We start from the raw sequence: 24,269 nt of genomic DNA, 5'->3' as shown, positions 1-24,269 counted from the left end.
AATCACCGGGAGGAGCCATGCGCGCAGCCATTTTCCGCAACGGGGAAATTGTCGTCGACGAGATGCCTGAGCCCAAACCGGGGCCGGGCATGGTGCTGGTCAAATCGCTCGCCTGCGGCATCTGCGGTTCCGACCTGCACGCGCGCAAGCACGCGCATCGCATGGTCGAACTCGCAAAACACTTCCCCGGCCGCAAGCCGATGGATCTTTCACGCGACGTCGTGTTCGGCCATGAATTCTGCTGCGAGGTGCTCGACCATGGTCCAGGCACGACGGGCAAGTTCAAGCCCGGCACGAAAGTCTGTTCGCTCCCGGCGCTGCTGACGGTGGAAGGCCCGCAGGGCATCGGCTACTCCAACGACAATATCGGCGCCTATGCCGAGCGCATGCTGCTCAGCGAAGCGTTGCTACTCGAAGTCCCGAACGGCCTCGCAGTCGAGCACGCCGCGCTGACCGAGCCGCTCGCGGTCGGTGTGCATGCGGTAGCGAAAGCCAACATCAGGGGCGGCGAGGTGCCGCTGGTGATCGGCTGCGGGCCGGTCGGGCTTGCGGTCATCGCGGCGCTGAAGATCAGGGGATTGCACCCGATCGTCGCCGCCGACTATTCGCCGGCGCGTCGCGCGCTCGCCGAAAAGCTTGGCGCCGACGTGGTCGTCGACCCCGCGCGCTCGCAGCCTTATGCGACCTGGGCCGAGCATGCCCAGATGTCTCCGGAGGAGAAAGCCGCGCGCCCGCCGCTGCAGGCGCTGTTGCCGGCGCTGAAGCCTGCGCTGATTTTCGAATGCGTCGGCGTTCCCGGCCTGATCCAGCAGGTGTTCGAGGGCGCCCCGCGCGATGCACGCATCGTCGTGGTCGGCGTCTGCATGGAAACCGACCGCTCCGAGCCGATGCTCGGCATCCTGAAAGAGCTCAACGTTCAGTACGTGCTGGGTTACACGCCGGAGGAATTCGCGTATTCCTTGCGCCTGATAGCGGAAGGGCAGGTGGATGCGGCGTCGATGGTCACGGCCAGCGTCGGCATCGACGGTGTCGCCAAGGCGTTCGCCGACCTCGCCAACCCGGAAGCGCACACCAAGATCATCGTCGAGCCGTGGCGTTGATCAGCGTAGGCTGCGTAGGGTGGGCAAAGGAGCGTCAGCGACGTGCCCACCATCTATCACCGATCAAGCCTCCAAAATGGTGGGCACGCTTCGCTTTGCCCACCCTACGATCCTCACTGCGTTGCCCGATTTCTGGGATACTCTAGCTGCATGGCGACGAAGTCGGTCGTGCGCGTGCCGTAGCGGGCCGTAATCTCACTTAGCGCGTTGTCCAGCGCTTCCGCCGGCTTGCGACCCCCGATAGATGGCAGCAGACGTTCCGCCGGCCAGCTCGCCGTGACCTGATCGGGGTAGATGCGAATGCCGTTCTTGCTCTGTTGTGCGCCTGCCGTGCTCGCGAACGTCACCGCCTGCGACCGATAGGTGCGCGACCATGCGTCCGTCACCAGCGCCAGCGACACTTCGTCGACGCCGTCCTTGAGCTCGATGCCGAGCTGCTCGTGCGCCCAGAACGCGGCGGTATTGCCGATCGCCGTCAGCGCAAACGGCCGCGTGAACTTGAACGCGTCGCTCTCATGCCGCGTGTCCCAGTCGGCGAGGCCGATATCCCGGCCGACCGCATTGGCCTTGTCGCGGCCGGCGATGGCCTCGATCAGCGTCAGCGACATCGGCATCGACGCCGTGACGCCGGTCGTCGTCGCCACGCCGTCGTCGACCACCAGCCGCCGGTCTTCGACGTAGCGCATCGTCGGATGCTTGCCGCGCAATTCCTTGACGGAATACCAGTGCGTGGTCGCCCGCTTGCCATGCAGCAGTCCGGCATCGCCGACCACCTTGGCGCCGGCGCAAACGCCGATGATGATCGCCTTCTTGGCTGACTGGCTCCTGATCCATTGCAGCGCCACGGGATCGTCGTCGCGGCTCATCGCGGGCACGATGACATAGTCGGCGCCGTCGGGATGCTGGGCATCGAACTCTGCGATGGTCGCGTGAGGCTCGACCTTGAGCGTCGGATAGAGCGTCACCGGACCCGGTTTCGTTGCCAGCGTCACGACGTCGGCGACGTCGGCGCGCTTGAGGATGCCGTAGGGCATCAGGTAATCGGTGGTTTCGGTGGCGTCGTTGATGCCGATGATGGCGATCAGCGGGCGCTGTCGCTTCGGCGGCTTCAGTGCCGCGATCGTCGCATCACGCTCGTCTTGCGCGATCGCCGGCGGGGCTGCGACGGAAGGCGCCGTCGGCAGCGAAAAAATCCAGGCTCCGCCGATCACGGCGGCAAGTGCGATTGCGCCTATCGCGCTCCACAATACACGTCGTGAATTCATGATTTGCTGGCTCGCGTCTCGCTCATTTCAATCGACTCCGTTCTACTGCCGCGATGATCCGTCTGAAATGACGTAAATCCGGCGAAAACGGCCATCGAAAACGGCTAAGCGTCGAGGAACCACGGCGGCTGGTTCCGCCACGCCAGCTTTGTTCACGATCACACACCATCAACAGCAATCGATGCAGCCGGGATCCTCCCGGTTTGCGGGAATGTCCATCCGGCGCGGCGGCCATTGTCTGATGCCGCGCGACGCCGCAGCTTTGCGGGCAAGCATCACGGCCTCTGGACAAGGAGGGCTTCATGTCATCGGACAGACGTATGTTTTTGAGCGCAGGCCTCGGCGTCACCGTCGCGCTGGCTTCGCGCGCGAGTGGGCTCACGACATCGGCGAAAGCGGTCTCACTCGAGAGCCCGCCGTTTCCTGGCAATGTCAGCCTTGATGCGGAAGCCCGTGCCGCAACGGCCCATGATTTTGGTCGTCTCATTCACATGCAACCGCGCGGCGTGCTGAGACCCGCATCGAGTGCCGATATTGCGAGCCTAATGCGCTGGGCGAGAAGTCAGGGCGTCAAGGTGGCGGCACGCGGGCAGGGCCATTCGATCTATGGCCGCGCCCTGGTCGAGAACGGCATCGTGGTCGATATGGCCGCGATGAACTCGATCCGCGATATCAGGCAGGATCGCGTCGTGGTCGACGCCGGAGCGACGTGGCGGGATCTGCTGGACGCGACATTGGCGCAGGGGCTCACGCCGCCGGTGCTGACGAACTATCTCGGCCTCTCGGTCGGCGGAACAGTTGCGGTGGGCGGCATTGGAGCTGCGTCATCCCGCCATGGCATGCAAACCGACAACGTCATCGCGCTTGATGTAGTGACGGGCGACGGGAATGAGGTGAGCTGTTCGGCGACTGAGAATCCGGATCTCTTTAACGCCGTCCGCGCCGGCCTCGGCCAATGCGGCATCGTCACGCGGGCGACGCTGCGCCTGATGCGCGCGCCCGAGCGCGTCAGGCGCTTTCAGCTTTTCTATCGCGACTTGCCGTCGCTGACGGCGGACCAGCGGCGCGTGCTGACGGAAGGGCGCTTCGACCAGTTGCAAGGCGCCGTCCTTCCCGATGGACGCGGCGGCTGGCGGTATCAGCTCGACGGCGCCGTGTATCACGCGAGCGGTTCGACCCCCGACGACAAGGCCGTGCTTTCCGGATTGTCGGATGAGCGCGGCGCCGCAGTCATCGCCGACCTGACCTATCGCGAGGATGCGCTGGCGTTCGGAAAGTTCGAAAGTCTGCTGCGGTCGAAAGGCCAGTGGTCCACCCCGCAACCCTGGCTGTTGACGTTCCTGCGCGGCAGCAACGCCGAACGTCTCGCCGGCGACATCTTGGCCGGGCTGACCGGCGATGCTGTCGGTCCGTTCGGGCGGATAACCGTTTATCCCGTGTTCACGAAGGCGTTTGGGACCCCGCTGGTTCGGCTGCCGGAGGAAGACGTAGTCTTTGTCTTCAATCTCATTCGTATCCCCGCGTCGAACGATGCGGCAACGGCGGAGCGGATGGCTGCGGAAAATCGCACGCTGTACGATCGCATTCGAGAAGCCGGCGGCGTTCAGTATCCGGTCGGCGCCTTTGCCATGTCGCCCTTCGACTGGGAGATTCACTTTGGGGCAGGCTGGCCGCAGCTTCGGGAGGCCAAGCAGCGCCATGATCCCGGCCATCTGCTGGCGCCCGGCTACAACGTATTCTGACGCGCCAGTGTTTTGCGAGCCGCTAGAGCAGATCGGTCTTCAGGCTGCTCGCCAAAAAATCCGCGAACCGCCGGACGCGTTCCAGTGGCGCTCGCGTCGGTGGCCAGACAAGCTGGATCGGCATGCCCTCGGTTTCAAATTCGGGCAGAACGATCACGAGCGCACCCTGCGCGACGAGATCGCCGACTTGCCATAACGGCAGCCGGGCAAGGCCCGCGCCTTCGCTTGCGGCCGCGCGGATCGACGCAGCGCTGTTCGAGCGAAACCGGCCGTGCACCTTGACCGACTGGATGCGGCCGTCCATGCGAAACGGCCATTTGTCGATCACATCCGTGCCGGCCCGCAGGATGCAGGCATGCTGTTCGAGATCGCCGGGATGCTTCGGCCGGCCATGCTCGGCGAAGTAGGATGGCGCGCCGACGATGACAACGCGTAGCGCGTGCAGCCGGCGGGCAATCAGGGACTCATCGGCGGAGTCGCCGATCCGCACGGCAATATCGAGGCCCTCCGCAACGAGATCGGCCTGCTCGTCGGAGGCTCGCAATTCGATATCCACATTGGGGTAGAGTTTTAGAAAACGGCTGACGATCGGCGCCACATAGGATGACGCAAACAGAATGGGCGCGCCGACCTTCAACGGACCCGAGATTTCGCCGCGCAGATTGGCTGCCTCGGCCCGCGCTTCGATGATCTCCGTAACCGCCGGCTTGATGCGCTCGTAGAACACGCGCCCGGCTTCGGTCGGTTCCGATCGCCGCGTAGTGCGTTTCACCAGTTCGACGCCAAGCGCGCGCTCCAGCGCCATCAGCGACCGGTTGAGGGATTGCAGCGGGCGCCGAAGATGACGTGAGGCCGCCGCCTGGCTGCCCTTCTCGATAACAGCCAGAAAGGCTTCGAGATCGTCCAACCGTTCCAATTCGATATACCGCTGTTGATATACCGCCCCTTGGGAAGGTGGATCGCGCACGTCGCAATTGCAAGACCCGCAGGTGCTGCTTGCCGACGCCACAACCGTCATTGCGAGCGAAGCGACGTTCGTAGGGTGGGCAAAGGAGCGTCAGCGACGTGCCCACCATCTATCACCGATCGCGCTTCCAAATGGTGGGCACGCTTCGCTTTGCCCACCCTACGATTGCGAACTGATTTGCCTTGCGCGCAAGTGCAATCTCGAAGTGCTCCTGCGACAAATCAACACGACGGGCAAATCAGTCAAAAGCTGTCCAGTCCTTCCCGCAAAAATATTTCGCTTAACTTGCGGGGCAAATCATCGGCATAACTCCGCCCGTCTCACGGCAGATGAGGGGCGTTGGCCATCGTCACGAACGTGCGGTGAGATGCGATGGACGCAGATGGCGTGCTAGACGTACGCGCCTGACGCGTACGGCGAAGTCGTGTGGTCCTGACGCCGCGGTGCTGGCGATAAGTTTCACGGGGTTACCTCGTGGAGCGACGGTGGCAAGAAAGCCGTTCACCGGGGAGAGCTCGAAGTAAGCCGTAAAGCCATTGCGCAGGGAAGGCCGGAGTGTTTCCGCTGAACCTGTATGCTCGTGTGCGTGTTCTTCTGTGCACGTTGCACACGAGACCGCGGGTGCAGCGCGCACCCGGTCTTCCCTGCGCCCTCTGATTCTCAGGGGGACAAAAGAAGATGCAAACCTCGGGTATATCGTACCGCGAGATCGCGAAGTCGTACCCGGTTGTCATCGCCCGGCTTGACCGGGCGACCCAGTATTCCAGCGACGTCAATGATTGAATCGATAGAGCGCGGCGTACTGGATCCCCCGCCTGCGCGGGGGACGACAGCTGTTGGCGCTGCGAAAAGTCTCTTAAACCGGCAGCGCGATCGAATACTTCACCTGGCTCAGCGCAAAGCTCGACTCGATCGAGGCGATGCCGTCGAGCCGCGTCAGCTTGTTTTTCAGAAACGCTTCGTAGGAGGAGAGATCAGCGGCGACGACGCGCAGGAGATAATCGCGGTTGCCCGTCATCAAATAGCACTCCAGCACCTCGTCCCATTTCGAAATCGCTTTCGCAAAGCGATTCAGATCCTCTTCCTTCTGCCGCGCCAGCTTGATCGAGATGAAGACGCTGACATGGAGCCCCAACGATTTCTGATCGACGGTCGCGATGTAGCGCGTGATGACGCCGCGCTCTTCCAGCAGCTTGACCCGGCGATGGCAGGGCGACACGGACAAGCCGACCTTGTCGGCGAGTTCCTGCATGGTCATGCGGCTGTCCGATTGCAGCAGGCTGAGGATCTTGCGGTCGATGGCGTCCAGGGCGTGCATTGGGATAAACTCATGGTTTTGAGGCAGTCAGTGGTATTTTATCCCAATATTGGGCGGTATGTCGCAGGAAATTGAGAATTTTGGCACCGGCACGCCCGCTAAAATTGGCGCATACTGACCCTGTCCGGAGTATGGCCATGCCCATCGAGCCCGCACGCCTTGAATTGCTGTCCGCGCTGGCGGCAAAGGTTCTCTGGCTGTCGTCGTGGACGATCCATCACGCCAACCACGTCAGACCCAGTAGCGACGGCTTGAAGGTCGGCGGCCATCAGGCCTCGTCCGCCTCGCTCGCCAACATCATGTCGGCGCTGTATTTCTCGGTGCTCCGTCCGCAGGACCGCGTCGCGGTGAAGCCGCACGCAAGCCCGGTGTTTCACGCGATCCAGTATCTGTTCGACCACCAGACCCGCGAGAAGCTGGAAAATTTCCGCGGCTACAAGGGCGCGCAATCCTATCCGTCGCGCACCAAGGATGCCGATGACGTCGATTTCTCCACCGGCTCGGTCGGTCTCGGCGTCGCGCAAACGCTGTTCTCGTCGCTGGTGCAGGACTACGTCACGTCGCATGGCTGGATGAAGGATCGCCCCGAGGGGCGGATGATCGCGCTCGTCGGCGATGCCGAGATGGACGAGGGCAACATTTTCGAGGCGCTGCTGGAGGGGTGGAAACATGCGCTCCGCAACACCTGGTGGATCGTCGATTACAACCGCCAGAGCCTTGATGCCGTCGTTCGGGAAGGGCTGTGGGAAAAGTTCGAGACCATGTTCCGCAATTTCGGCTGGGACGTGGTGATCGTGAAATACGGCCGTCTGATGCAGGCGGCTTTCGCCGAACCCGGCGGCGAGGCGTTGAAGCGCTGGATCGATAATTGTCCGAACCAGATGTATGCGGCACTGTGCTTCCAGGGTGGCGCTGCCTTCCGCAAGCATTTGCAAGACGACATCGGTGATCAGGGGCAGGTGTCGCAACTGATCGACCGGCGCAGCGACGACGAACTGCTGGCGCTGATGTCCAACCTCGGCGGACACGACATGGCCAGCATGATCGAGGCCTTCGAGGCAATCGACCACGATCGCCCGGTCTGCTTCATCGCCTACACCATCAAGGGCGTCGGGCTGCCGATGCAGGGTCACAAGGACAATCATGCGGGGCTGATGACGGTTGCGCAGATGGAGAAGTGGCGCAGCGCGCAGAACATCCGTCCCGGCCATGAATGGGAAAAGTTCGAAGGCCTGTCGCAGGCGCCGGCCGAGCTCGAAGCATTTTTGGCGGCAGCGCCGTTCAACCAAGAGGGGCGCCGCCGTCTCACCGCGCCCGTCATCGACGTTCCGCAACAGCTTACCTTCAAGCCCGCGGCGCAGATGTCCACTCAACAAGGCTTTGGTTTGGTGCTCAACGAGCTCGCGCGCGGCGATAGCGAACTGGCCGCGCGGATCGTCACCGCGTCGCCCGATGTCACCGTCTCAACCAATCTCGGCGCCTGGGTCAACCGCCGCGGACTGTTCGCCAAAGCTGAGAACCACGATCTGTTCCGGCAGGAGAAAATCCCGTCGACCTTCAACTGGGATTTTTCACCCAAGGGTCAGCATTTGGAACTCGGCATTGCCGAGATGAACCTGTTCATCATGCTCTCGGCGCTCGGGCTCTCGCACCAGATCAACGGCGAACGGCTGCTGCCGGTCGGCACGCTGTACGATCCCTTCATCGAGCGCGGCCTCGATGCGCTGAATTATGCCTGCTACCAGGATGCGCGCTTCATGGTGGTGGCGACGCCGTCGGGTATCACGCTGGCGCCAGAAGGCGGCGCGCACCAGTCGATCGCCACGCCCTTGATCGGCATTGCGCAGGACGGGTTGGCCTCGTTCGAGCCGGCCTTTGTCGATGAACTTGCCGTGATCATGGGCTGGGGTTTCCGCCACATGCAGCGCGAAGGCGGCGAGGGCGGTTCGGTCTATTTGCGGCTCTCGACCCGCACGCTGGACCAGCCGCAGCGGATCATGGCGCCGGAACTGCAAGGAAACATCACCGAGGGCGCCTACTGGCTGCGCGAACCGGGGCGGAACTGCGACATCGTGATCGCCTATACCGGCGCGGTGGCGCCGGAGGCGATCGAGGCGGTAGGCTTCATCGGCGAAAGCCACCGCGATGTCGGTTTATTGGCGGTAACCTCGGCCGACCGGCTGCATGCCGGATGGTCCGCTGCGCGGAGTTTGCGGCGCGACCGCCGTGGCATCCAGTATCTCAGCCATGTCGAAAAACTGCTGGCGCCGCTCACCCGCGACTGCGGCATTGTGACCGTGATCGACGGCCACCCGGCGGCGCTCGGCTGGCTCGGCAGCGTACGCGGGCACCGCGCCGAGGCGCTCGGCGTCGAGCAGTTCGGCCAGACCGGTACAATCGGCGACCTCTACCGCCACTACGGCATCGACGCCAACGCCATCATCGATGCGGCGGAAAGCCTGACGGTAGGAGCGCCGGTGCGGCACCGGAAGATGGCGGTGTGATTTCACCCTCCCCTGGAGGGGGAGGGTCGACTCACATGGAGCGCAGCGGAATGTGAGGCGGGGTGGGGTGATCTCTCAACTCGGGCACTGTTCGCGAGGAGAGATCGTCACCCCACCCCGGCGAGCATCCTGCTTCGCACGATGCTCGCCGACCCAAGAGCGAGCTTCGCTCGTCTCGACCCCCTCCAGGAGAGGGTAAGAAGAGTACGCACCTTGCCACCTCCGCATCCCTGACCTTATATCCAGCGCCTGCCGCATCGCGGCACCCCGCATATGGCGGGTTCAACTGCCCTGGCTTTCGTGCAAGGATGCCTGCCGAACGCTACCGTTCCTCCTCCATTGCTCCGAGATAAAGAGGTTTCCGATGGTCAACCGCATGCAATTCTACATCGATGGCGCCTGGGTCGATCCCGCCGTCAAGAAATCCACCCCCGTCGTCAATCCGGCGACCGAAGAAGCGATGTACGAAGTTGCGCTCGGCTCGAAGGCCGACCTCGACAAGGCCGTTGCCGCCGCCAAGCGCGCCTTCGTGACCTATTCGAAGACCAGCCGCGAAGAGCGCATCGCGCTTCTGGAAAAGATCATCGAGGTCTACAAGGGCCGCATGAAGGAAATCGGCGCCGCCGTTTCCGACGAAATGGGTGCGCCGCTGCCGATGGCCGAACGCCTGCAGGCCGGTGCCGGCCTTGGCCACATCGCTTCCACGCTGGAAGTGCTCAAGAACTACCATTTCGAGGAAAACGTCGGCACTGCTGTCGTCGTGCGTGAGCCGGTCGGCGTCATCGGCATGATCACGCCGTGGAACTGGCCGCTCAACCAGATCGCCTGCAAGGTCGCGCCCGCGCTCGCCGCCGGTTGCACCATGATCCTCAAGCCCTCGGAATTCACGCCGACCTCGGCGTTGATCTTCGCCGAAATCCTCCATGAAGCCGGCGTGCCGAAGGGCGTGTTCAACCTCCTCAACGGCCTCGGCCCTGAAGTCGGCGCCGCCATGAGCGAGCACCCTGACATCGACATGATCTCGTTCACCGGCTCGACCCGCGCCGGCGTCGACGTCGCCAAGCGCGCCGCCCCGACCGTCAAGCGCGTCAGCCAGGAACTGGGTGGCAAGTCGCCGAACGTCATTCTCGAAGGCGCCGACCTCACCAAGGCCGTGACCGGCGGCGTGATGCACATGTTCAACAACTCCGGACAGTCCTGCAACGCGCCGTCGCGCATGATCGTGCCGCTGTCGAAGATGAAGGAAGTGGCCGCCATCGCCAAGGGCGTCGCCGACAAGACCAAGGCGGGCGATCCCCGCGCCGAAGGCACCACCATCGGCCCGGTCGTGTCGCGCATCCAGTGGGACAAGATCCAGGCGCTGATCAAGAAGGGCATCGACGAAGGTGCAACCCTGGTCGCCGGTGGTCCGGGCCTGCCGGAAGGCGTCAACAAGGGCTTCTATGTCCGCCCGACCATCTTCGCCGACGTCACCAACGAGATGACGATCGCGCGGGAGGAAATCTTCGGACCGGTGCTGACCATCATCGGCGCCAAGGATGAAGCCGAAGCGGTGAAGATCGCCAACGACACGCCCTATGGTCTCGCCGGTTACGTCACGGGCGATACGGTGGAAAGCGCGCGCCGCGTGGCCCGCCAGATCCGCGCCGGCAACATCAACCTGCAGGGCGTGCCGAACGACCGCACCGCGCCGTTCGGCGGCTACAAGCAGTCCGGCAACGGTCGCGAGTGGGGCAAGTACGGCCTCGAGGAATATCTCGAGGTGAAGGCGGTCGCCGGCTACAACGCGGCGTAAGCCTCACCCGTCATTGCGAGCGAAGCAATCCATCTGTCGATCAACAATGGACTGCTTCGTAGGGTGGGCAAAGGCGCACTTGCGCCGTGCCCACCATCGCGCATCGCAAGGAATGGTGGGCACGCTTCGCTTTGCCCACCCTACGATCGCTGTGAACGATGCCGGCTGCCGAAAGGCGGCCGGCATTTTTTTGACCAGAATCATCGTCAGACTAAGATTCACGTCAATGCCGAAGCCGGCACGGCGACGACGCAACAAGAAAAGATGGAGGATGCCCGTGAAGAAAATCGTCGTTGCGCTCGTCGCGCTTCTGTCGCTTGCAGGGACAGTGCAGGCCCAGACCGTCAAGGATCTGCTCGAGACCCTCAAGGTAAAGTGGAACGCGCCAACCGAGCCGTTCAAGATGATCGGCAACGTCTATTATGTTGGAACCGATGGCCTGGCGTCCTACCTGATCACGTCGTCGCAGGGCCATATCCTGGTGGACACGGTGATGCCGGAAGCAACCTCGCAGATCAAGGCGAGCATCGAGAAACTCGGCTTCAAGGTCACCGACATCAGATATCTCCTCAACACCCACGCGCATATCGATCACACCGGCGGCCTTGCCGAATTGAAACAGGCCAGCGGTGGCCAACTTGTCGCCGGCGAAGCCGACAAGCCGCTGCTTGAAGGCGGCTACTATCCGGGTGCGCAGGAAGACACTGCGCTCAATTTTCCGCCGGTGAAGGTGGACCGCACGGTGCGCGAGGGCGATAAGGTTACGATCGGTGACGTCACGCTGACCGCCCGCGAAACCCCCGGCCATTCGCCGGGCTGCACGAGCTGGGAATTTTCGGTGAAGGACGGCGATGCCACGCGCTCCGTCCTGATTTTCTGCAGCGGCACCGTGGCGCTGAACCGGCTCGTGACCAACCCGACCTATTCCGGGATCGTTACCGATTACAGGAAGACGTTCGCGCGGGCAAAGGACATGAAGGTGGATGTGCTGCTCGCGCCGCATCCGGAGATGTACAGGATGCAGGACAAGCGTGCCTTGATCTCGGATGGCGCGCCCAATCCGTTCGTCAATCCCGGCGAGTTCAACGCTTACGCTGCGACGCTTGAGAAGGCGTTTGAAGACGCGCTCGCCAAGCAGACCGCCGCCGCGCAGGAGAAGAAGGGATAAACCGGCGCTGGTCGACGCCGACCTATCCGCCCGGTGCGCCCTGCGTGTTCACGTAGAGCGCGTAGATCGACTGGCTCGCCGCCATGAACAGGCGGTTGCGCTTCAAGCCGCCGAAGCAGAGGTTGGCGCAGCGCTCGGGGAGCGCGATGCGGCCGATCATGACGCCATCTGGCGCGAACACCACGACGCCGTCGAGTTCGGGATCGCCCATGCCCCAGCCGCACCACAGATTGCCGTCGATGTCGCAGCGCATGCCGTCGGGCGTGCCGGGGCCGGCGTCGACGAGGACGCGCTTGTTGGAGAGCTTGTCGCCGCCGGCAGCGACGTCGCAGGCGAGGATCTTGCGGTTCGGCACGCCGCGGGATTCGATGATGTAGAGAATCTTCTCGTCCGGCGAGAAGCACAGCCCGTTGGGCCCGAGAATCCCCTCGGCGACGATGGTCGCCTTGCCGGTCGCACCATCGATCCGGTAGACGTTCATGTCGATCTCGGGCTCGGCCTTGTAGCCCTCGTAATTTCCGAGCAGGCCGAACACCGGATCGGTGAACCAGATCGAACCGTCGGACTTCACGACGACGTCGTTCGGGGAGTTCAGCCGTTTGCCGTCGAAGGAGTCCATCAGCACCGTGATCGATCCGTCATATTCGGTGCGGGTGACGCGGCGGCCGCCGTGCTCGCAGGTGACGAGACGTCCCTGACGGTCGCGGGTGTTGCCGTTGGCGAAGTTGGACGGCTTGCGGAAGATGCTGACCGCGCCGGTCTCCTCTTCCCATTTGAGGATGCGCTGGTTCGGAATGTCGCTGCACAACAGATACCGTCCGTCGCCGAACCACACCGGCCCTTCGGCCCAGCGCAGACCGGTGGTCAGCCGCTCCACCGCCGACAGCTTGAGCCAATATTTCTCAAAGCGCGGATCGAGGGCTTGAATGGCCGGATCGGGATAATACGTCGCCGGACGCCAGCCGGCTGAATGCGATGCTGCGTCGGACATTTGCTGTTCTCGTTGTTGCGTTCCCTGAGCGTTTGAGTCTGCTATCATTCCCGGCTAATGACCGCAAATCGGTCGAGAGATAAGAGGAACGAAATGCCACGCATATTGATGACCGGCGCTGCCGGCGGGATCGGCACGAGCCTGCGCAAGCTGTTGCCGCCGATCTATCCGGACCTGCTGCTGAGCGATCTGAAGGCGCCGGCCGATCTCGGCAAGGACGAGACGTTCAAGGCGGCTGATCTCGCCGATCTCGCCCAGGTCGAGGCGATCTGCGAAGGCGTCGACGGCATCCTGCATTTCGGCGGCTATTCGGTCGAAGGCCCCTGGGATTCGATCCTGCAGTCCAACATCATCGGCGGCTATAACCTGTTCGAGGCGGCGCGGAAGAAGGGCGTCAAGCGCGTGGTGTTCGCCTCGTCCAACCATGCGGTCGGCTTCTATCCGCGCCATCACCGGATCGGCACCGACGTCACCGCGCGCCCGGACAGCCGCTACGGCGTCAGCAAGGTGTTCGGCGAAGCGGTCGGCGCGCTCTATGCCGACAAGCACGGGCTTGGCGTCACCTGTCTCAGAATCGGCAATTTCGGCGAGATGCCGCTTGATCATCGCCGCCTTTCGATCTGGCTGAAACCGGAAGATCTGGTGCAGCTCTGCCGCATCGGGCTCGATCATCCCGACATTCACTTCGAGATCTTCTACGGCGCTTCCTACAACGAGCGCGCCTGGTGGGACAACCATCGCGCCTACGAACTCGGCTATCGGCCGACCGGTCGCGGAGAAGATTTCCGCGAACACGCCATGGCGGAGCAGGCCAAGCTCAAGCCGGACCCGGTCGGCGATTACTACCAGGGCGGCACCTTCTGCAGCATGGAGTTCGACGGCGACAAGGATAGGATCGTGGACTGGAGCAAGCGCTAGCGCTTGCCCCCATCTCCGGCAATGCGCCCGAGGTAGTCCGCCTTGCTGAACTGCATATGATCGACGCAGAGCTGCGCCAGTGCCCAGCTGTCGCGGCCTCTCAACAGCTCGATCATCAATTCGTGCTGGCGGCGGGATAGCGCCAGTCCGTCCTTGTCGGCGAGATTCTTGGCGCGCATCGGCAGGGTCAGGTTCATGTAGTCCTGCAGCGAGCGGACCAGATACGGGTTGCCGCAGGCCGAAAACAGCGCGACGTGAAAGGCGTCGTTGGCCTCGTGGATGCCGCGCAAATCCTGCGCATCGGCCTTCGCGCAGTATTGTCGCTGCAATTCGTTCAACTGCGCGATCAGGCTGGCGGGGGCGGGCAGGGCGATCATCAGCGCCGCCTGCCGCGTCAGCATTTCCCGCACCTCGTAGATCTGGCGCACTTCCTCGGCCGAATAGAACCGCACCGTGGCGCCGATATTTTTCTCGCGCAGCACGATGCCCTGGCGTTCAAGCTGGAATAGCGCCTGCCGCACGAAATGCCGGCTGGCGCCATAGCGCTGCATCAGCGTGTCCTCGACCAGCCGCAGACCTGGCGCGAAGCGGCCGAAGATAATGTCCTCTTCCAGCCGGCGGATGACCTCGGCCTGCTCCTCCTCACGCGTCAGCGTGGAAGTTTCGGTCAACGATTCCTGCGGCTTCATCGCAGAGCCTCCCAGCCCGACAGCCGATAGCAATCCTCGACCAGACGCAAAGTCTCGAGATTGTCCTGCGGCGCCGTCTCGAAGGGGGCGTTGTCGCGCAACGACTGCACGAAATGCGCGATCGTCCGGTTATAGGACCCCTGATACTCGGTGGCGAGATCGTAGATGCACTCGCCGGGCGAGGCGCCCGAGCACGTCAGCGATGGCCCATCGAGTTTGATGGCTCCCTTGTCGCCGAGAATCTCCAGCCGGTCGACTTGAACGGCCGGATGGCCATGGGCGGCGAAGCTTGCAAAGACCGAAACCGCGGCGCCGTATTCGGAGCGAAGCTGGATCGCCGCGCCGTCCTCGCCGACGAGTTGCTCACTCGATTGGGAGAGCTGCGCCGCCGTCACGCTCAGCGGCCCGAGCAGCATGCGCAGCGTATCGAGATGATGGATTAAGACTTCCGCGACCAGCATGCGCCGCTCACGGCGCATGAAGGGCTGCCGCTCCAGCGCCGGGCAGAGCCCGTCCGGTCCCGGCAGCACGCCCGATGTCAAAAGCGTCAGTTGCGCCTGCTTGACATTGCCGATGCGGCCTTCGCGCAGCCACGCTGCGGCGTCGCGGTAATAGCCGCGAAAGCGCCAGTTCTCATGCACCATCAGGCGCGTCAGTGCTTCGACTTCGGCCGCGAGTTCAACGGCCTCCTGAAGGTTGGGCGCGAGCGGCTTCTGGCACAGCACGGGCAATTGCTTTGCGGCAGCGAGCCGCACCAGCGGCGCGTGCAGCTCTCGGGGCGCTGCGATATCGATGGCGTCGAGTTCAGTTGCCGCCAGCATCGTCTCGGCACTGGCGTAGGTCTGCGAAATCTCGAACTCGGTCGCGCGTCTCGCGGCGTTCTCCGCAGCCGGATCGGCGATCGCCACGACGCGGGCCTGATTTGGTATAGTCGCCCAGGCAATCAGGTGGTGACGGCTCACCATGCCGGCGCCGATCAGGCCGATGCGCAAAGGCTGGTTCATCGACAGACGGTTCCGATCATGCCCGGAAGTCAGCACGCACTCGCGTTATTGTCAATAATATCGCCTGAGTGGCGGCAAAATGCGCGTTTTATGTGCCAGGCAATCAAGCATTGACAATAATTCGGCGGACTCCTTAAGTGCCACCCATAACGACAGGAAGAAAAAATGGCCGACGGACTTCGCAAGGGACTGACGAGTTATGGCGATGCTGGCTTCTCGCTGTTCCTGCGCAAGGTCTTCATCAAGGCGATGGGCTATTCGGATGATGCGCTGAACAGGCCGATCGTCGGCATCACCAATACCTACAGCGACTACAATCCCTGTCACGGCAACGTTCCGCAGATCATCGAAGCGGTGAAGCGCGGCGTGATGCTGTCGGGCGCGATGCCGATGGTGTTCCCAACCATCTCGATCGCCGAGAGCTTTGCGTTTCCGACCTCGATGTACCTGCGCAATCTGATGGCGATGGACACCGAGGAGATGATCCGCGCGCAGCCAATGGACGCCGTGATCGTGATCGGCGGGTGCGACAAGACCTTGCCGGCGCAGATCATGGCCGCGGTCAGTGCCGATCTGCCGACCGTCGTCATTCCGGTGGGGCCGATGGTAGTTGGGCATCACAAGGGCGAGGTGCTGGGCGCCTGCACGGATTGCCGGAGGCTGTGGGGAAAATATCGCGCCGGCGAAATCGACGATGTCGAGATCGAAGCCGTCAACGGTCGGCTGGCGCCCTCTGTCGGCACCTGCATGGTGATGGGCACCGCCAGCACCATGGCGTGCATCACCGAGGCGCTCGGGCTGTCGCTGCCGATGAGCGCGACGATCCCGGCGCCGCATGCCGAGCGCTTTCGCTCTGCGGAGGCGAGCGGCAGGGTGGCGGCCGTGATGGCCAGGACCAAAGGGCCAAAGCCGAGCGAACTGCTGACTCCGGCCTCATTCCAGAACGCGCAGGTGGTGCTGCAGGCGATCGGCGGCTCGACCAACGGGCTTATTCATCTGACGGCAATCGCCAACCGCACGAAACACCGCATCGATCTCGAAGCGTTCGACAAGCTTGGCCGCGAGGTGCCCGTGCTGATCGACCTGAAACCGTCGGGCGAGCATTACATGGAGCACTTCCATCATGCCGGCGGCGTGCCGAAATTGATGGAGCAACTCGGTGATCTCATCGATCTCGATGCGAAAACCATTACGGGGCAGACTCTACGCGAGATCGTCGCCGATGCGGAAGACGTACCCGGACAGGACGCCATCCGTCCGCGCGACAATCCGATCAAGAGCGAAGGCGCGATGGCGGTGTTGCATGGCAACCTTGCGCCGCGCGGAGCCGTCATCAAGCAATCGGCGGCGAGCCCGAAACTGCTGCAGCATACCGGGCGTGCCGTGGTGTTCGAATCCGTCGAAGACATGACGCTGCGGGTCGACGATCCCGATCTGGATGTTAATGCCGACGACGTGCTGGTGCTGCGCAATGCCGGCCCCAAGGGTGCGCCGGGCATGCCGGAGGCGGGCTATCTGCCAATTCCGAAGAAACTCGCACGCGGCGGCACCAAGGACATGGTGCGGATGTCGGACGCGCGCATGAGCGGAACCGCGTTCGGCACCATCGTGCTGCACATCACCCCGGAATCCGCCGTGGGCGGTCCGCTGGCGCTCGTCAGGAACGGCGACATGATCCGCCTCGATGTCGCGAAACGCAGCATCGATCTCCTGGTCGACGAGGCGGAACTGGAGAAGCGCCGCGCCGCGCTTGCACCGGTCGTCACGCCCGAATGGGCGAGGCGCGGCTATGCGCATTTGTTCAACGAGACGATTCTGCAAGCCGACGAAGGTTGCGACTTCGATTTCATGCGCGGGCAGGGGAAGCGGTAGGGAATCAGAGCCGCTGTCGTCCCTGCGAAAGCAGGGACCCATACGCCGCGCCACCAATTGTTTTGGAGGACGCCAGACATCTCGCTTTTATCGATAGGACAACGCGGTATGGGTCCCTGCTTTCGCAGGGACGACACCGAGAGTAGGGCGACGTGACGGCACTGCCAACAGTCACTTCGACTTGCTGGTGAACCTCTTCACCGCGACGCGGAAGTCGTCGGTCTGCATGGCGTCGATGATCTTCGCTTCCTCGGCATCGAGTTGCTGCCGGGTCGGCGTAACCGCGGCCTGATAGACCAGCGACTTGGTGCCTGAGATCGCCGCGGGCGGGTTCTGCGCCAGCCGCTCGGCGAATTTGCGCGTCTCGGCCTTCAGTTCTGCCGCCGGAACGACGCGGGCGACCAGGCCCCATTCATAGGCCTGCTGCGCGGTAAAACTGTCCTCGGCCAAAAATATCTGCAGCGCGCGGCGGGTGCCGACGGTGCCGACCATGCCCACCGTGCTGCCGCCGTCCGGCGAGACGCCGATCTTGGCATAGGCCGGCGTGAAGCGGGCGTCATCGGCGGCAATGCAGAGGTCGGCGACGAAGGCCAGCCCCATGCCGGCGCCGGCGGCGGAGCCGTGGACGCTGGAGAGAACGATCTTCGGCATCCGCCGCAGCGTCTCGATAAAGGCGTGGTAGTGCTTCAGCAGTTCGCCCACCACGGGCGCAATGGTGTCATTGGCGGCGGCGGCTCCAATGGTCTGCAGATCGCCGCCGGCCGAGAAGGCGCGGCCTTCACCCTCGATGACAAGCACACGGATATTGTCGTTGCCCTCGACCTCCGCGCCGAGTTGCTCGAGCTTTTGCGCGATCGACAGATCGATGGAATTGAAGGCCGCGGGCCGGTTCAGGGTGATGGTGGCAATCGAGCCCTCGATCCGGAGCAGGGCAGGGGCGGCGGTATCATCGGAGGTCGGCATGGCTGGGCCTCGGCTCGAAATGGGTCAGCATTTAAATAACAGAAGGCAGGAGGTGACAATCCCTGGCATGGTCCGCAAAATACCACGCAATCCCGGGCCACGGCGCTCTTGCGTCTGTTCGCGCCATGAGGTCAGATAGGGCCTGTCATCGTTCGGAACGGACACGAGCGCCGCTTCCAAGGGACGAGACAGGCAAGCCAAAATCAGTGAAGAGGAAACGACATGGGTCATTCCCGTGCGCTCGAACGTAGGATGTGCCTATGACTACAGGACCGGTTGTCATCATTGGCGCAGGCCATGCAGGCTTTCAGCTTGCGATGTCGCTGCGCCAGCACGGCTTTTCCGAGCGCATCGCGCTGTTGAACGATGAAGGCCATCTGCCGTACCAGCGGCCGCCCCTATCCAAGGCCTACCTGAAAGGAACCGGCGGGCCCGACAGCCTGATGTTCCGGCCGGAAAAATTCTATCATGACCAGAACATCGATCTGATCACCGATCGCGCGGTGTCGATCGATCGCGCCGCGCGCAAGGTGTTGCTCGCCTCCGGCACTTCGCTCGATTACGGGCATCTGGTGTTGGCGACCGGCGCGCGCAATCGCTTGCTCGACATTCCCAACGCCAATCTTGACAGCGTCCGCTACCTGCGGACGCTCGACGAAAGCCAGTCCCTGCGCGACTACATCGCTCCGGGTCAGCGCGTCATCGTGATCGGTGCCGGATTCATCGGCCTGGAATTCGCTGCGACCGCCCGGGCCAGGGGCCTCGAAGTCGACGTCATCGAGCTCGCGCCGCGGGTGATGGCACGCGCGGTGACCGCGGAAATCTCGGAACACTTTCAATCGCGGCACGGCGCGGCCGGTATCCGGATTCATCTCGGCGTACAGGTCACGAGCATCGAGAGCGACGGCAGCAAGGTCACCGGCGTCAGCCTCAGCGACGGGCGGCATATCAAAGCCGATCTGATTGTGGTGGGCGTCGGCGTCCTGCCCAATGTCGAACTGGCGGCGGAGGCAGGGCTGAAGGTCGCGGCCGGCATCGTGGTCGACGAGCATTTGCTCACCTCCGATCCGAACATCTCGGCGGTGGGCGATTGCGCGCTGTATGCCAGCCCACGGTTCGGCGGCTCGTTGCGGCTGGAGTCGGTGCAGAACGCCACCGACCACGCGCGTTGCGTCGCGGCCCGGCTGACCGGCGACGCCAAGCCCTACGACGGCTTGCCCTGGTTCTGGAGCGATCAGGGCCCCGACAAGCTGCAGATGGTGGGACTGACCACCGGCTACGACCGCGTGGTGGTGCGGGGCGATCGCGCGCAGGGGGCGTTCTCCGCGTTCTGCTACAGGGACGGGCAACTCGTCGGCATCGAGTCCGTCAATCGCGCCGGCGACCACATGTTCGGACGGCGCCTGCTTGCGGCCCACGGGTCGATCACGCCAGAGCAGGCGGCTGACAGCAGCTTCGATCTGAAGAGCGCCCTCGGTTGATATTTCGTAGGGTAGGCAAAGCGAAGCGTTCCCACCGTTGTTGCGGAGCGCGTGATGATGGGCACGCTGTCGCCTTGCCCACCCTACGAAGTCTGCATCCGGGCTACGAACACAAAACCGCCGCCACCTCCACCGCCGTCGGCATCGACGGCGCGGCGCCCATCCGTTGCACGCAGATCGATGCGGCGGCATTGGCGTATTCAAGCGCGTCGCGGATCGCCTTTCCATTGGCAAGCTGCGCGGCAAGAGCGCCGACGAAGCAATCGCCGGCGCCGGTGGTATCCACCGCCTTCACGGCACGCCCCGCAATCAGCGAAGGCTCGCCGCCCACAAGCGCGAGCACGCCGCGCTTGCCCAGCGTGACGCAGATGATCTTGTCTGAAGCGGTTGGCAGGCGCCGCGCGGCTTCGATGAACCGGGCAGGTTCGTCGGTATCGTGAAGCTCGGTCTGCGCGAGAAGCCCAAGCTCGGTCTCGTTGAGAATGAGGATATCGACGAGATCGAGCAATTCTGCGCCGCAGGCGATCGCTGGCGCCGGATTGAGGATGGTGGTCGCCCCGGCCTCGCGCGCCCGCTTGAAGAAGGCGGCGATCGTAGCTTGCGGAATTTCGAACTGGCTGACGGCGACGTCGCCTTTGGCAAGTACAGGCACGGCGACATCCTCGGCACTGACCAGCGCATTGGCGCCGGGCACGACGACAATGGTGTTGTCGGCGTCGGCGATGGTGATCACGGCCGTCCCGGTATGGATATTCGCGGTGTCCTTGACCAGAGCGAGGTCGACGCCTTGCAGCTCAAGAAACTGCCGCAATTGCTGGCCGAACGCATCCGTGCCGAGCCGGCCGATCAGCGTCGACGATGCGCCAAGCTTGGCGGCGGCAACAGCCTGGTTGGCGCCCTTGCCGCCTGGAAAATAATGCACGGCTTGGCCTGCGATGGTCTCGCCGACCCGGGGATGCCGGCTCGCGGTTGCCACCACATCCATATTAATGCTGCCGGCAACGAAGACGCGCCCCATGTCTAATCCCAAAATTGTCTAATCCCAAAATTCCTTCTTGCGCCCGATCTGGAATTCCTGCCTGACGGCTTCGATATCGGCAAGCGTCGGCAATCCAGCCTCGTTGCCGAGGCGCTGGATCTTATAGGTCGAGGCCGCGCGTGCAAACTCGAAATGCTCGTGCCAGCCTTTCGCGGGATTGTTGAGATACGAAAACACGTAAGCGCCATGAAATACGTCACCGGCGCCGTTGGTATCGAGCACGCGCTCGCGCGCGATCGGCAGCGCCGGTAGCTTGCGGACTGCGCCAGTCTCGTCATACCAGAGCAGGCCCTGTTCGCCCATGGTGACGCCGCCGACCCGGCAACCGCGGCCCTTGAGATAATCGAGCATGGCCTCCGGCGTCTTGTCCATCTGTTCGCACAGCCGTTCAGCGACGATGGCGACATCGATGAATTCAAGGAGTTCATGGGTGTTGGTGCGCAGGCCGCCGCCGTCGAGCGAGGTCAGAATGCCGTCCTCGCGGCAGAGCTTGGCATAATGGATGGCGGCATCCGGCTGGTGGCCATCGATATGCAGTGCGCGGCAGCCCTTCAGGTTCAGCATCGGGAAGGGATGGATGTGCTCGTCGTCGCGGCAACGCACGATGGCGCGTTTGCCGTCCTTCGGCATGATGAAGGACAGCGACGAGGAGTTGACCTTGCGCGGATGGATTGAGATTCCGTATTTCGCGCTCATGTCCTGGAACATGCGGCCGAGCCAGTCGTTCGCGACGGTTGCGATCAGGTCGGGCACGACGCCGAGCTTGGCGCAGCAGAATGCCGCGGTGACGGCGTTGCCGCCAAACGACACCGCATAGGCGGACGCCACATGTTTTTCGTCGCCGGTCGGCATGTGGTCGGTGATGAAGGTAACGTCGATATAGGTCTGTCCGATGAAGAGAGCCTGCATTCGTTTTCCGTCATGAGCTTTAGGGGGTGGTCCCGGCCCGGCGCAGATACATTAGCACCGGTTATCGGATGCATTCGCTGAAATTATTCGCAACCGTGCCGTCTTTGCAGCTTGAGATGGGAGTATGAGGAGAATACGACCGTCCTTGGGAGTCTTGTCTTTAGAGGTCTTGGACATACTGCCGTATAACGGCTGACGGCAGCCTGGGTTTCCCGGCGGCACCACAAAAGTGGAGGGAAGATGACCGTTTATTCCGGTCCGGTGTTCGACATGGCGGTTAACCAATTTGGCGTTATCGCCAACCATCTCGAAATCCCGATGGACGAGCGCGACCGAATCCTGATGCCGAAGCGGGCCATCACTGTTTCCTGTCCGATCCATCGCGATGACGGCACGGTCGCGGTATTCGAAGGCTACCGGGTGCAGCATCATCTCACCCTCGGCCCGACCAAGGGCGGCACCCGATTCGCGCCCTCCGTCGACATCGGCGAGGTCGCGGCCCTTGCGATCTGGATGAGCTGGAAATGCGCACTCGTCGGGCTGCCCTATGGCGGCGCCAAGGGCGGCGTCAATGTCGATCTCTCCACCATTTCCAAGCGCGAACTGGAAGCGCTGTCGCGGCGCTACATGCAGGAGATGATTCCCTTCGTTGGTCCGCATACCGACGTCATGGCGCCCGACATGGGCACCAATGAGCAGGTGATGGCCTGGTTCATGGACACCTATTCGATGTACCAGGGCCGCACCGTGACCGAGATCGTGACCGGCAAGCCGGTATCGTCGGGCGGCACGCTCGGCCGGCGCGAAGCCACGGGGCGCGGCGTCGCCTATCTTGCCAGGCGCGTGCTGAAGGAGCTGTCGATCAATCCAGGCACGGCGACCGCCGTGATCCAGGGCTTTGGCAATGTCGGCTCCTATGCGGCGCTGGAGTTGCATCAATACGGGTTGAAGATCACCGCCGTCAGCGATCACACCGGCGCGCTGCATGATCCGGCCGGGCTCGATATCCCTGCGCTGATGCGGCATGCGGGCTCGCATGGCAGCATCGCCGGCTTCTCCAACCAGATGACTTTCGACCCCGAACAAATCCTGACGCTGCCCTGCGACGTCCTGGTGCCGGCGGCGATGGAGCGGGTGATCGACGCCAAGGTCGCGGAAAACCTCAAATGCCGCGTGCTGGCCGAGGGCGCGAACGGTCCGACCACGCCGGAAGCCGATCTGGTGCTGGAGAAGCGCCAGGGCGAAGTGTTTTTGATCCCCGACATTCTCTGCAATTCCGGCGGCGTGGTGGTCAGCTACTTCGAATGGGTGCAGGACCTGCAGCAATTGTTCTGGGAGGAAGAGGAGGTGACGCGGCGCGAATACGCCATCCTCGATCGCGCCTTCGATACCATGGTGACACGTGCCAAGGCGGACAATATCCCGCATCGGACGGCGGCGATGGCGATCGGCGTGGAGAAGGTCCGCGCTGCCAAAAACACGCGAGGCCTGTTCCCGTGATCACCGGCCTCGACCACGTCGTCGTTCTCACCGGCGATATCAACGCGGCCTCCGCCGCTTACCAGACCTTGTTCGCGCGCGCGCCGGCCTGGCAGAACAGCGGCGAGGGCGCCGACCGCGTCCTGTTCACGCTCGACAACACGACGCTGGAATTGATGGCGCCAAGCGGCGAGGGCGCGAACGCCGACCGGATTCGTGCGGTGCTTGCGGCCCAAGGCGAGGGACTCGCAAGCATCTGCTTTCGAACCAGCGACATCGCCAGGATGCATCGCAGGCTGGAGCGGCTCATGCTGAAGCCGGACGCGATCGCCGACGTCGAAAGCCACGACGCGATCTCAGGTGCGACGCTGTCATGGAAGCGCACGCGAGCGGCAACGGAGGCCACGCGCGGCGTCCGTCTGTTCTTCCTCGAGCGCGACAAGGAGCGGCCCCTGTCGGTGCGAACCACGACCGGATCGATCACGGCGATGGACCATGTCGTGGTCTCGACGTCGGACCCCGAGCGGGCTGCCGCCCTCTATGGCGCGCGGCTCGGCCTCGACATGGCGCTCGACCGCTCGCATCCCGATTGGGGCCGGCTGATGTTCTTCCGCTGTGGTGACTTGATTGTCGAGGTCACCCACCGGCCGGGCAAGAAGACGGATACGTCGCAGGACCGGCTGCGCGGCCTGTGCTGGCGCGTCTCCGACATCGACGCCACCCATGCGCGGCTCGTCCAGTCCGGCGTCGATGTCTCGGAAGTCCGAACCGGCCGCAAGCCGGGAACGCGGGTCATGACGGTGCGCAGCGGAACGTACGGCGTCCCGACGCTTCTGGTGCAGCCGTCGGCTGGGAAGCCATGATTTTTCCCCTCTCCCCTTGTGGGAGAGGGTGGCGCCGAACGAAGTTCGGCGACGGGTGAGGGGTTCTCTCCACAGCACAGAACCGCGTATGCGGAGACAGACCCCTTGTATCTGCCCATTGAGCAAAATGTGCGATGGAAGCGACTGAGCGCTTTGGCCGGTGGCCACCGGCCAAAGCGCGCGGCGATGTCGCCCGATACCC

Annotated in this window: 19 protein-coding genes; 10 read left to right on the top strand and 9 right to left on the bottom strand. The window is 63.4% G+C overall.

Going from position 1 to position 24,269, the window contains the following annotated elements; all coding sequences use genetic code 11:
• Positions 1-17: 17 nt before the first annotated feature.
• Positions 18-1,100, top strand: a complete 1,083-nt coding sequence (locus IVB22_RS19495) for a zinc-binding dehydrogenase (RefSeq protein WP_247518903.1) — start codon at positions 18-20, stop codon at positions 1,098-1,100.
• A 113-nt stretch (positions 1,101-1,213) separates the two neighbouring features.
• On the opposite strand, the gene IVB22_RS19490 is transcribed toward IVB22_RS19495, so the two are convergent.
• Positions 1,214-2,365 carry a DJ-1/PfpI family protein gene (locus IVB22_RS19490; RefSeq protein WP_247518902.1) on the bottom strand — a complete coding sequence of 384 codons (1,152 nt, stop codon included), beginning with the start codon at positions 2,363-2,365 and terminating at the stop codon, positions 1,214-1,216.
• 302 nt (positions 2,366-2,667) lie between these two features.
• Between IVB22_RS19490 and IVB22_RS19485 the strand changes: the two genes are divergently transcribed.
• Entirely contained in the window at positions 2,668-4,107 is a 1,440-nt protein-coding gene (locus IVB22_RS19485; RefSeq protein ID WP_247518901.1) for an FAD-binding protein, read from the top strand.
• 22 nt (positions 4,108-4,129) lie between these two features.
• Here IVB22_RS19485 and IVB22_RS19480 read toward each other — a convergent pair whose 3' ends face one another.
• Positions 4,130-5,014: a LysR family transcriptional regulator gene (locus tag IVB22_RS19480; RefSeq protein ID WP_247518900.1), complete on the bottom strand. Its 885-nt coding sequence runs from the start codon at positions 5,012-5,014 to the stop codon at positions 4,130-4,132.
• A gap of 916 nt (positions 5,015-5,930) precedes the next feature.
• Positions 5,931-6,392 carry an Lrp/AsnC family transcriptional regulator gene (locus IVB22_RS19470; RefSeq protein ID WP_209843583.1) on the bottom strand — a complete coding sequence of 154 codons (462 nt, stop codon included), beginning with the start codon at positions 6,390-6,392 and terminating at the stop codon, positions 5,931-5,933.
• A gap of 137 nt (positions 6,393-6,529) precedes the next feature.
• Between IVB22_RS19470 and IVB22_RS19465 the strand changes: the two genes are divergently transcribed.
• From IVB22_RS19465 to bla, 3 genes are all read left to right on the top strand, one after another.
• Positions 6,530-8,896 (top strand): transketolase, encoded by a 2,367-nt coding sequence (locus IVB22_RS19465; protein ID WP_247518898.1) that lies wholly within the window; start codon positions 6,530-6,532, stop codon positions 8,894-8,896.
• Positions 8,897-9,260: 364 nt separating this feature from the next.
• Positions 9,261-10,691, top strand: coding sequence for an aldehyde dehydrogenase family protein (locus IVB22_RS19460; protein ID WP_247518897.1), 1,431 nt, complete (start codon positions 9,261-9,263; stop codon positions 10,689-10,691).
• Between the two features lie 277 nt (positions 10,692-10,968).
• Positions 10,969-11,859 carry a subclass B3 metallo-beta-lactamase gene (gene bla, locus IVB22_RS19455; protein WP_247518896.1) on the top strand — a complete coding sequence of 297 codons (891 nt, stop codon included), beginning with the start codon at positions 10,969-10,971 and terminating at the stop codon, positions 11,857-11,859.
• A gap of 22 nt (positions 11,860-11,881) precedes the next feature.
• Here the strand turns inward: bla and IVB22_RS19450 are convergent, their stop codons facing one another.
• Positions 11,882-12,850: an SMP-30/gluconolactonase/LRE family protein gene (locus IVB22_RS19450; RefSeq protein WP_247518895.1), complete on the bottom strand. Its 969-nt coding sequence runs from the start codon at positions 12,848-12,850 to the stop codon at positions 11,882-11,884.
• Positions 12,851-12,943: 93 nt separating this feature from the next.
• On the opposite strand from IVB22_RS19450, the gene IVB22_RS19445 reads away from it, so the two are divergent.
• The gene (locus tag IVB22_RS19445) at positions 12,944-13,768 is read left to right on the top strand and encodes an NAD(P)-dependent oxidoreductase (RefSeq protein WP_247518894.1); all 825 of its coding nucleotides are present in this window, start codon (positions 12,944-12,946) and stop codon (positions 13,766-13,768) included.
• Here IVB22_RS19445 and IVB22_RS19440 read toward each other — a convergent pair.
• Together IVB22_RS19440 and IVB22_RS19435 are read right to left on the bottom strand one after the other, a co-directional pair.
• Complete coding sequence (locus tag IVB22_RS19440; RefSeq protein ID WP_247518893.1) at positions 13,765-14,457, bottom strand: GntR family transcriptional regulator; 693 nt, start codon at positions 14,455-14,457, stop codon at positions 13,765-13,767. The genes IVB22_RS19445 and IVB22_RS19440 overlap by 4 nt on opposite strands.
• Positions 14,454-15,461, bottom strand: a complete 1,008-nt coding sequence (locus tag IVB22_RS19435; protein ID WP_247518892.1) for a Gfo/Idh/MocA family protein — start codon at positions 15,459-15,461, stop codon at positions 14,454-14,456. Before IVB22_RS19435 ends, IVB22_RS19440 begins: the two co-directional genes overlap by 4 nt.
• Positions 15,462-15,626: 165 nt before the next feature.
• Between IVB22_RS19435 and IVB22_RS19430 the strand changes: the two genes are divergently transcribed.
• A complete protein-coding gene (locus IVB22_RS19430) occupies positions 15,627-17,333 on the top strand; it encodes an IlvD/Edd family dehydratase (protein ID WP_247518891.1) in 1,707 nt (568 codons plus the stop codon).
• A 171-nt stretch (positions 17,334-17,504) separates the two neighbouring features.
• Here the strand turns inward: IVB22_RS19430 and IVB22_RS19425 are convergent, their stop codons facing one another.
• Positions 17,505-18,296: an enoyl-CoA hydratase/isomerase family protein gene (locus IVB22_RS19425; protein WP_247518890.1), complete on the bottom strand. Its 792-nt coding sequence runs from the start codon at positions 18,294-18,296 to the stop codon at positions 17,505-17,507.
• 260 nt (positions 18,297-18,556) lie between these two features.
• Between IVB22_RS19425 and IVB22_RS19420 the strand changes: the two genes are divergently transcribed.
• The gene (locus tag IVB22_RS19420; protein ID WP_247518889.1) at positions 18,557-19,777 is read left to right on the top strand and encodes an NAD(P)/FAD-dependent oxidoreductase; all 1,221 of its coding nucleotides are present in this window, start codon (positions 18,557-18,559) and stop codon (positions 19,775-19,777) included.
• A 103-nt stretch (positions 19,778-19,880) separates the two neighbouring features.
• Here IVB22_RS19420 and IVB22_RS19415 read toward each other — a convergent pair whose 3' ends face one another.
• Both IVB22_RS19415 and IVB22_RS19410 read right to left on the bottom strand, forming a co-directional pair.
• Positions 19,881-20,795: a ribokinase gene (locus IVB22_RS19415; protein ID WP_247518888.1), complete on the bottom strand. Its 915-nt coding sequence runs from the start codon at positions 20,793-20,795 to the stop codon at positions 19,881-19,883.
• 18 nt (positions 20,796-20,813) lie between these two features.
• A complete protein-coding gene (locus IVB22_RS19410; RefSeq protein WP_247518887.1) occupies positions 20,814-21,725 on the bottom strand; it encodes a sugar kinase in 912 nt (303 codons plus the stop codon).
• Positions 21,726-21,965: 240 nt separating this feature from the next.
• Between IVB22_RS19410 and IVB22_RS19405 the strand changes: the two genes are divergently transcribed.
• A complete protein-coding gene (locus IVB22_RS19405; protein WP_247518886.1) occupies positions 21,966-23,225 on the top strand; it encodes a Glu/Leu/Phe/Val dehydrogenase in 1,260 nt (419 codons plus the stop codon).
• Complete coding sequence (locus IVB22_RS19400) at positions 23,222-24,067, top strand: VOC family protein (protein ID WP_247518885.1); 846 nt, start codon at positions 23,222-23,224, stop codon at positions 24,065-24,067. Before IVB22_RS19405 ends, IVB22_RS19400 begins: the two co-directional genes overlap by 4 nt.
• Positions 24,068-24,269: the final 202 nt, after the last annotated feature.

The organism is Bradyrhizobium sp. 190, from assembly GCF_023073415.1.
Taxonomy (GTDB): domain Bacteria; phylum Pseudomonadota; class Alphaproteobacteria; order Rhizobiales; family Xanthobacteraceae; genus Bradyrhizobium.
Note: the sequence above shows the minus strand (reverse complement) of the source record. Positions and strands in the feature narration are given on the sequence as shown.

Excerpts from the sequence above, each read along its gene's own strand:
- IVB22_RS19450 (WP_247518895.1), bottom strand. The coding sequence starts at position 12,850 with ATGTCCGACGCAGCATCGCATTCAGCCGGCTGGCGTCCGGCGACGTAT.
- IVB22_RS19435 (WP_247518892.1), bottom strand. The coding sequence starts at position 15,461 with ATGAACCAGCCTTTGCGCATCGGCCTGATCGGCGCCGGCATGGTGAGC.
- IVB22_RS19495 (WP_247518903.1), top strand. The coding sequence starts at position 18 with ATGCGCGCAGCCATTTTCCGCAACGGGGAAATTGTCGTCGACGAGATG.
- IVB22_RS19470 (WP_209843583.1), bottom strand. The coding sequence starts at position 6,392 with ATGCACGCCCTGGACGCCATCGACCGCAAGATCCTCAGCCTGCTGCAA.
- IVB22_RS19415 (WP_247518888.1), bottom strand. The coding sequence starts at position 20,795 with ATGGGGCGCGTCTTCGTTGCCGGCAGCATTAATATGGATGTGGTGGCA.
- IVB22_RS19405 (WP_247518886.1), top strand. The coding sequence starts at position 21,966 with ATGACCGTTTATTCCGGTCCGGTGTTCGACATGGCGGTTAACCAATTT.
- IVB22_RS19485 (WP_247518901.1), top strand. The coding sequence starts at position 2,668 with ATGTCATCGGACAGACGTATGTTTTTGAGCGCAGGCCTCGGCGTCACC.
- IVB22_RS19460 (WP_247518897.1), top strand. The coding sequence starts at position 9,261 with ATGGTCAACCGCATGCAATTCTACATCGATGGCGCCTGGGTCGATCCC.
- IVB22_RS19410 (WP_247518887.1), bottom strand. The coding sequence starts at position 21,725 with ATGCAGGCTCTCTTCATCGGACAGACCTATATCGACGTTACCTTCATC.
- IVB22_RS19420 (WP_247518889.1), top strand. The coding sequence starts at position 18,557 with ATGACTACAGGACCGGTTGTCATCATTGGCGCAGGCCATGCAGGCTTT.
- IVB22_RS19445 (WP_247518894.1), top strand. The coding sequence starts at position 12,944 with ATGCCACGCATATTGATGACCGGCGCTGCCGGCGGGATCGGCACGAGC.
- IVB22_RS19430 (WP_247518891.1), top strand. The coding sequence starts at position 15,627 with ATGGCCGACGGACTTCGCAAGGGACTGACGAGTTATGGCGATGCTGGC.
- IVB22_RS19490 (WP_247518902.1), bottom strand. The coding sequence starts at position 2,365 with ATGAATTCACGACGTGTATTGTGGAGCGCGATAGGCGCAATCGCACTT.
- IVB22_RS19465 (WP_247518898.1), top strand. The coding sequence starts at position 6,530 with ATGCCCATCGAGCCCGCACGCCTTGAATTGCTGTCCGCGCTGGCGGCA.
- IVB22_RS19425 (WP_247518890.1), bottom strand. The coding sequence starts at position 18,296 with ATGCCGACCTCCGATGATACCGCCGCCCCTGCCCTGCTCCGGATCGAG.
- IVB22_RS19440 (WP_247518893.1), bottom strand. The coding sequence starts at position 14,457 with ATGAAGCCGCAGGAATCGTTGACCGAAACTTCCACGCTGACGCGTGAG.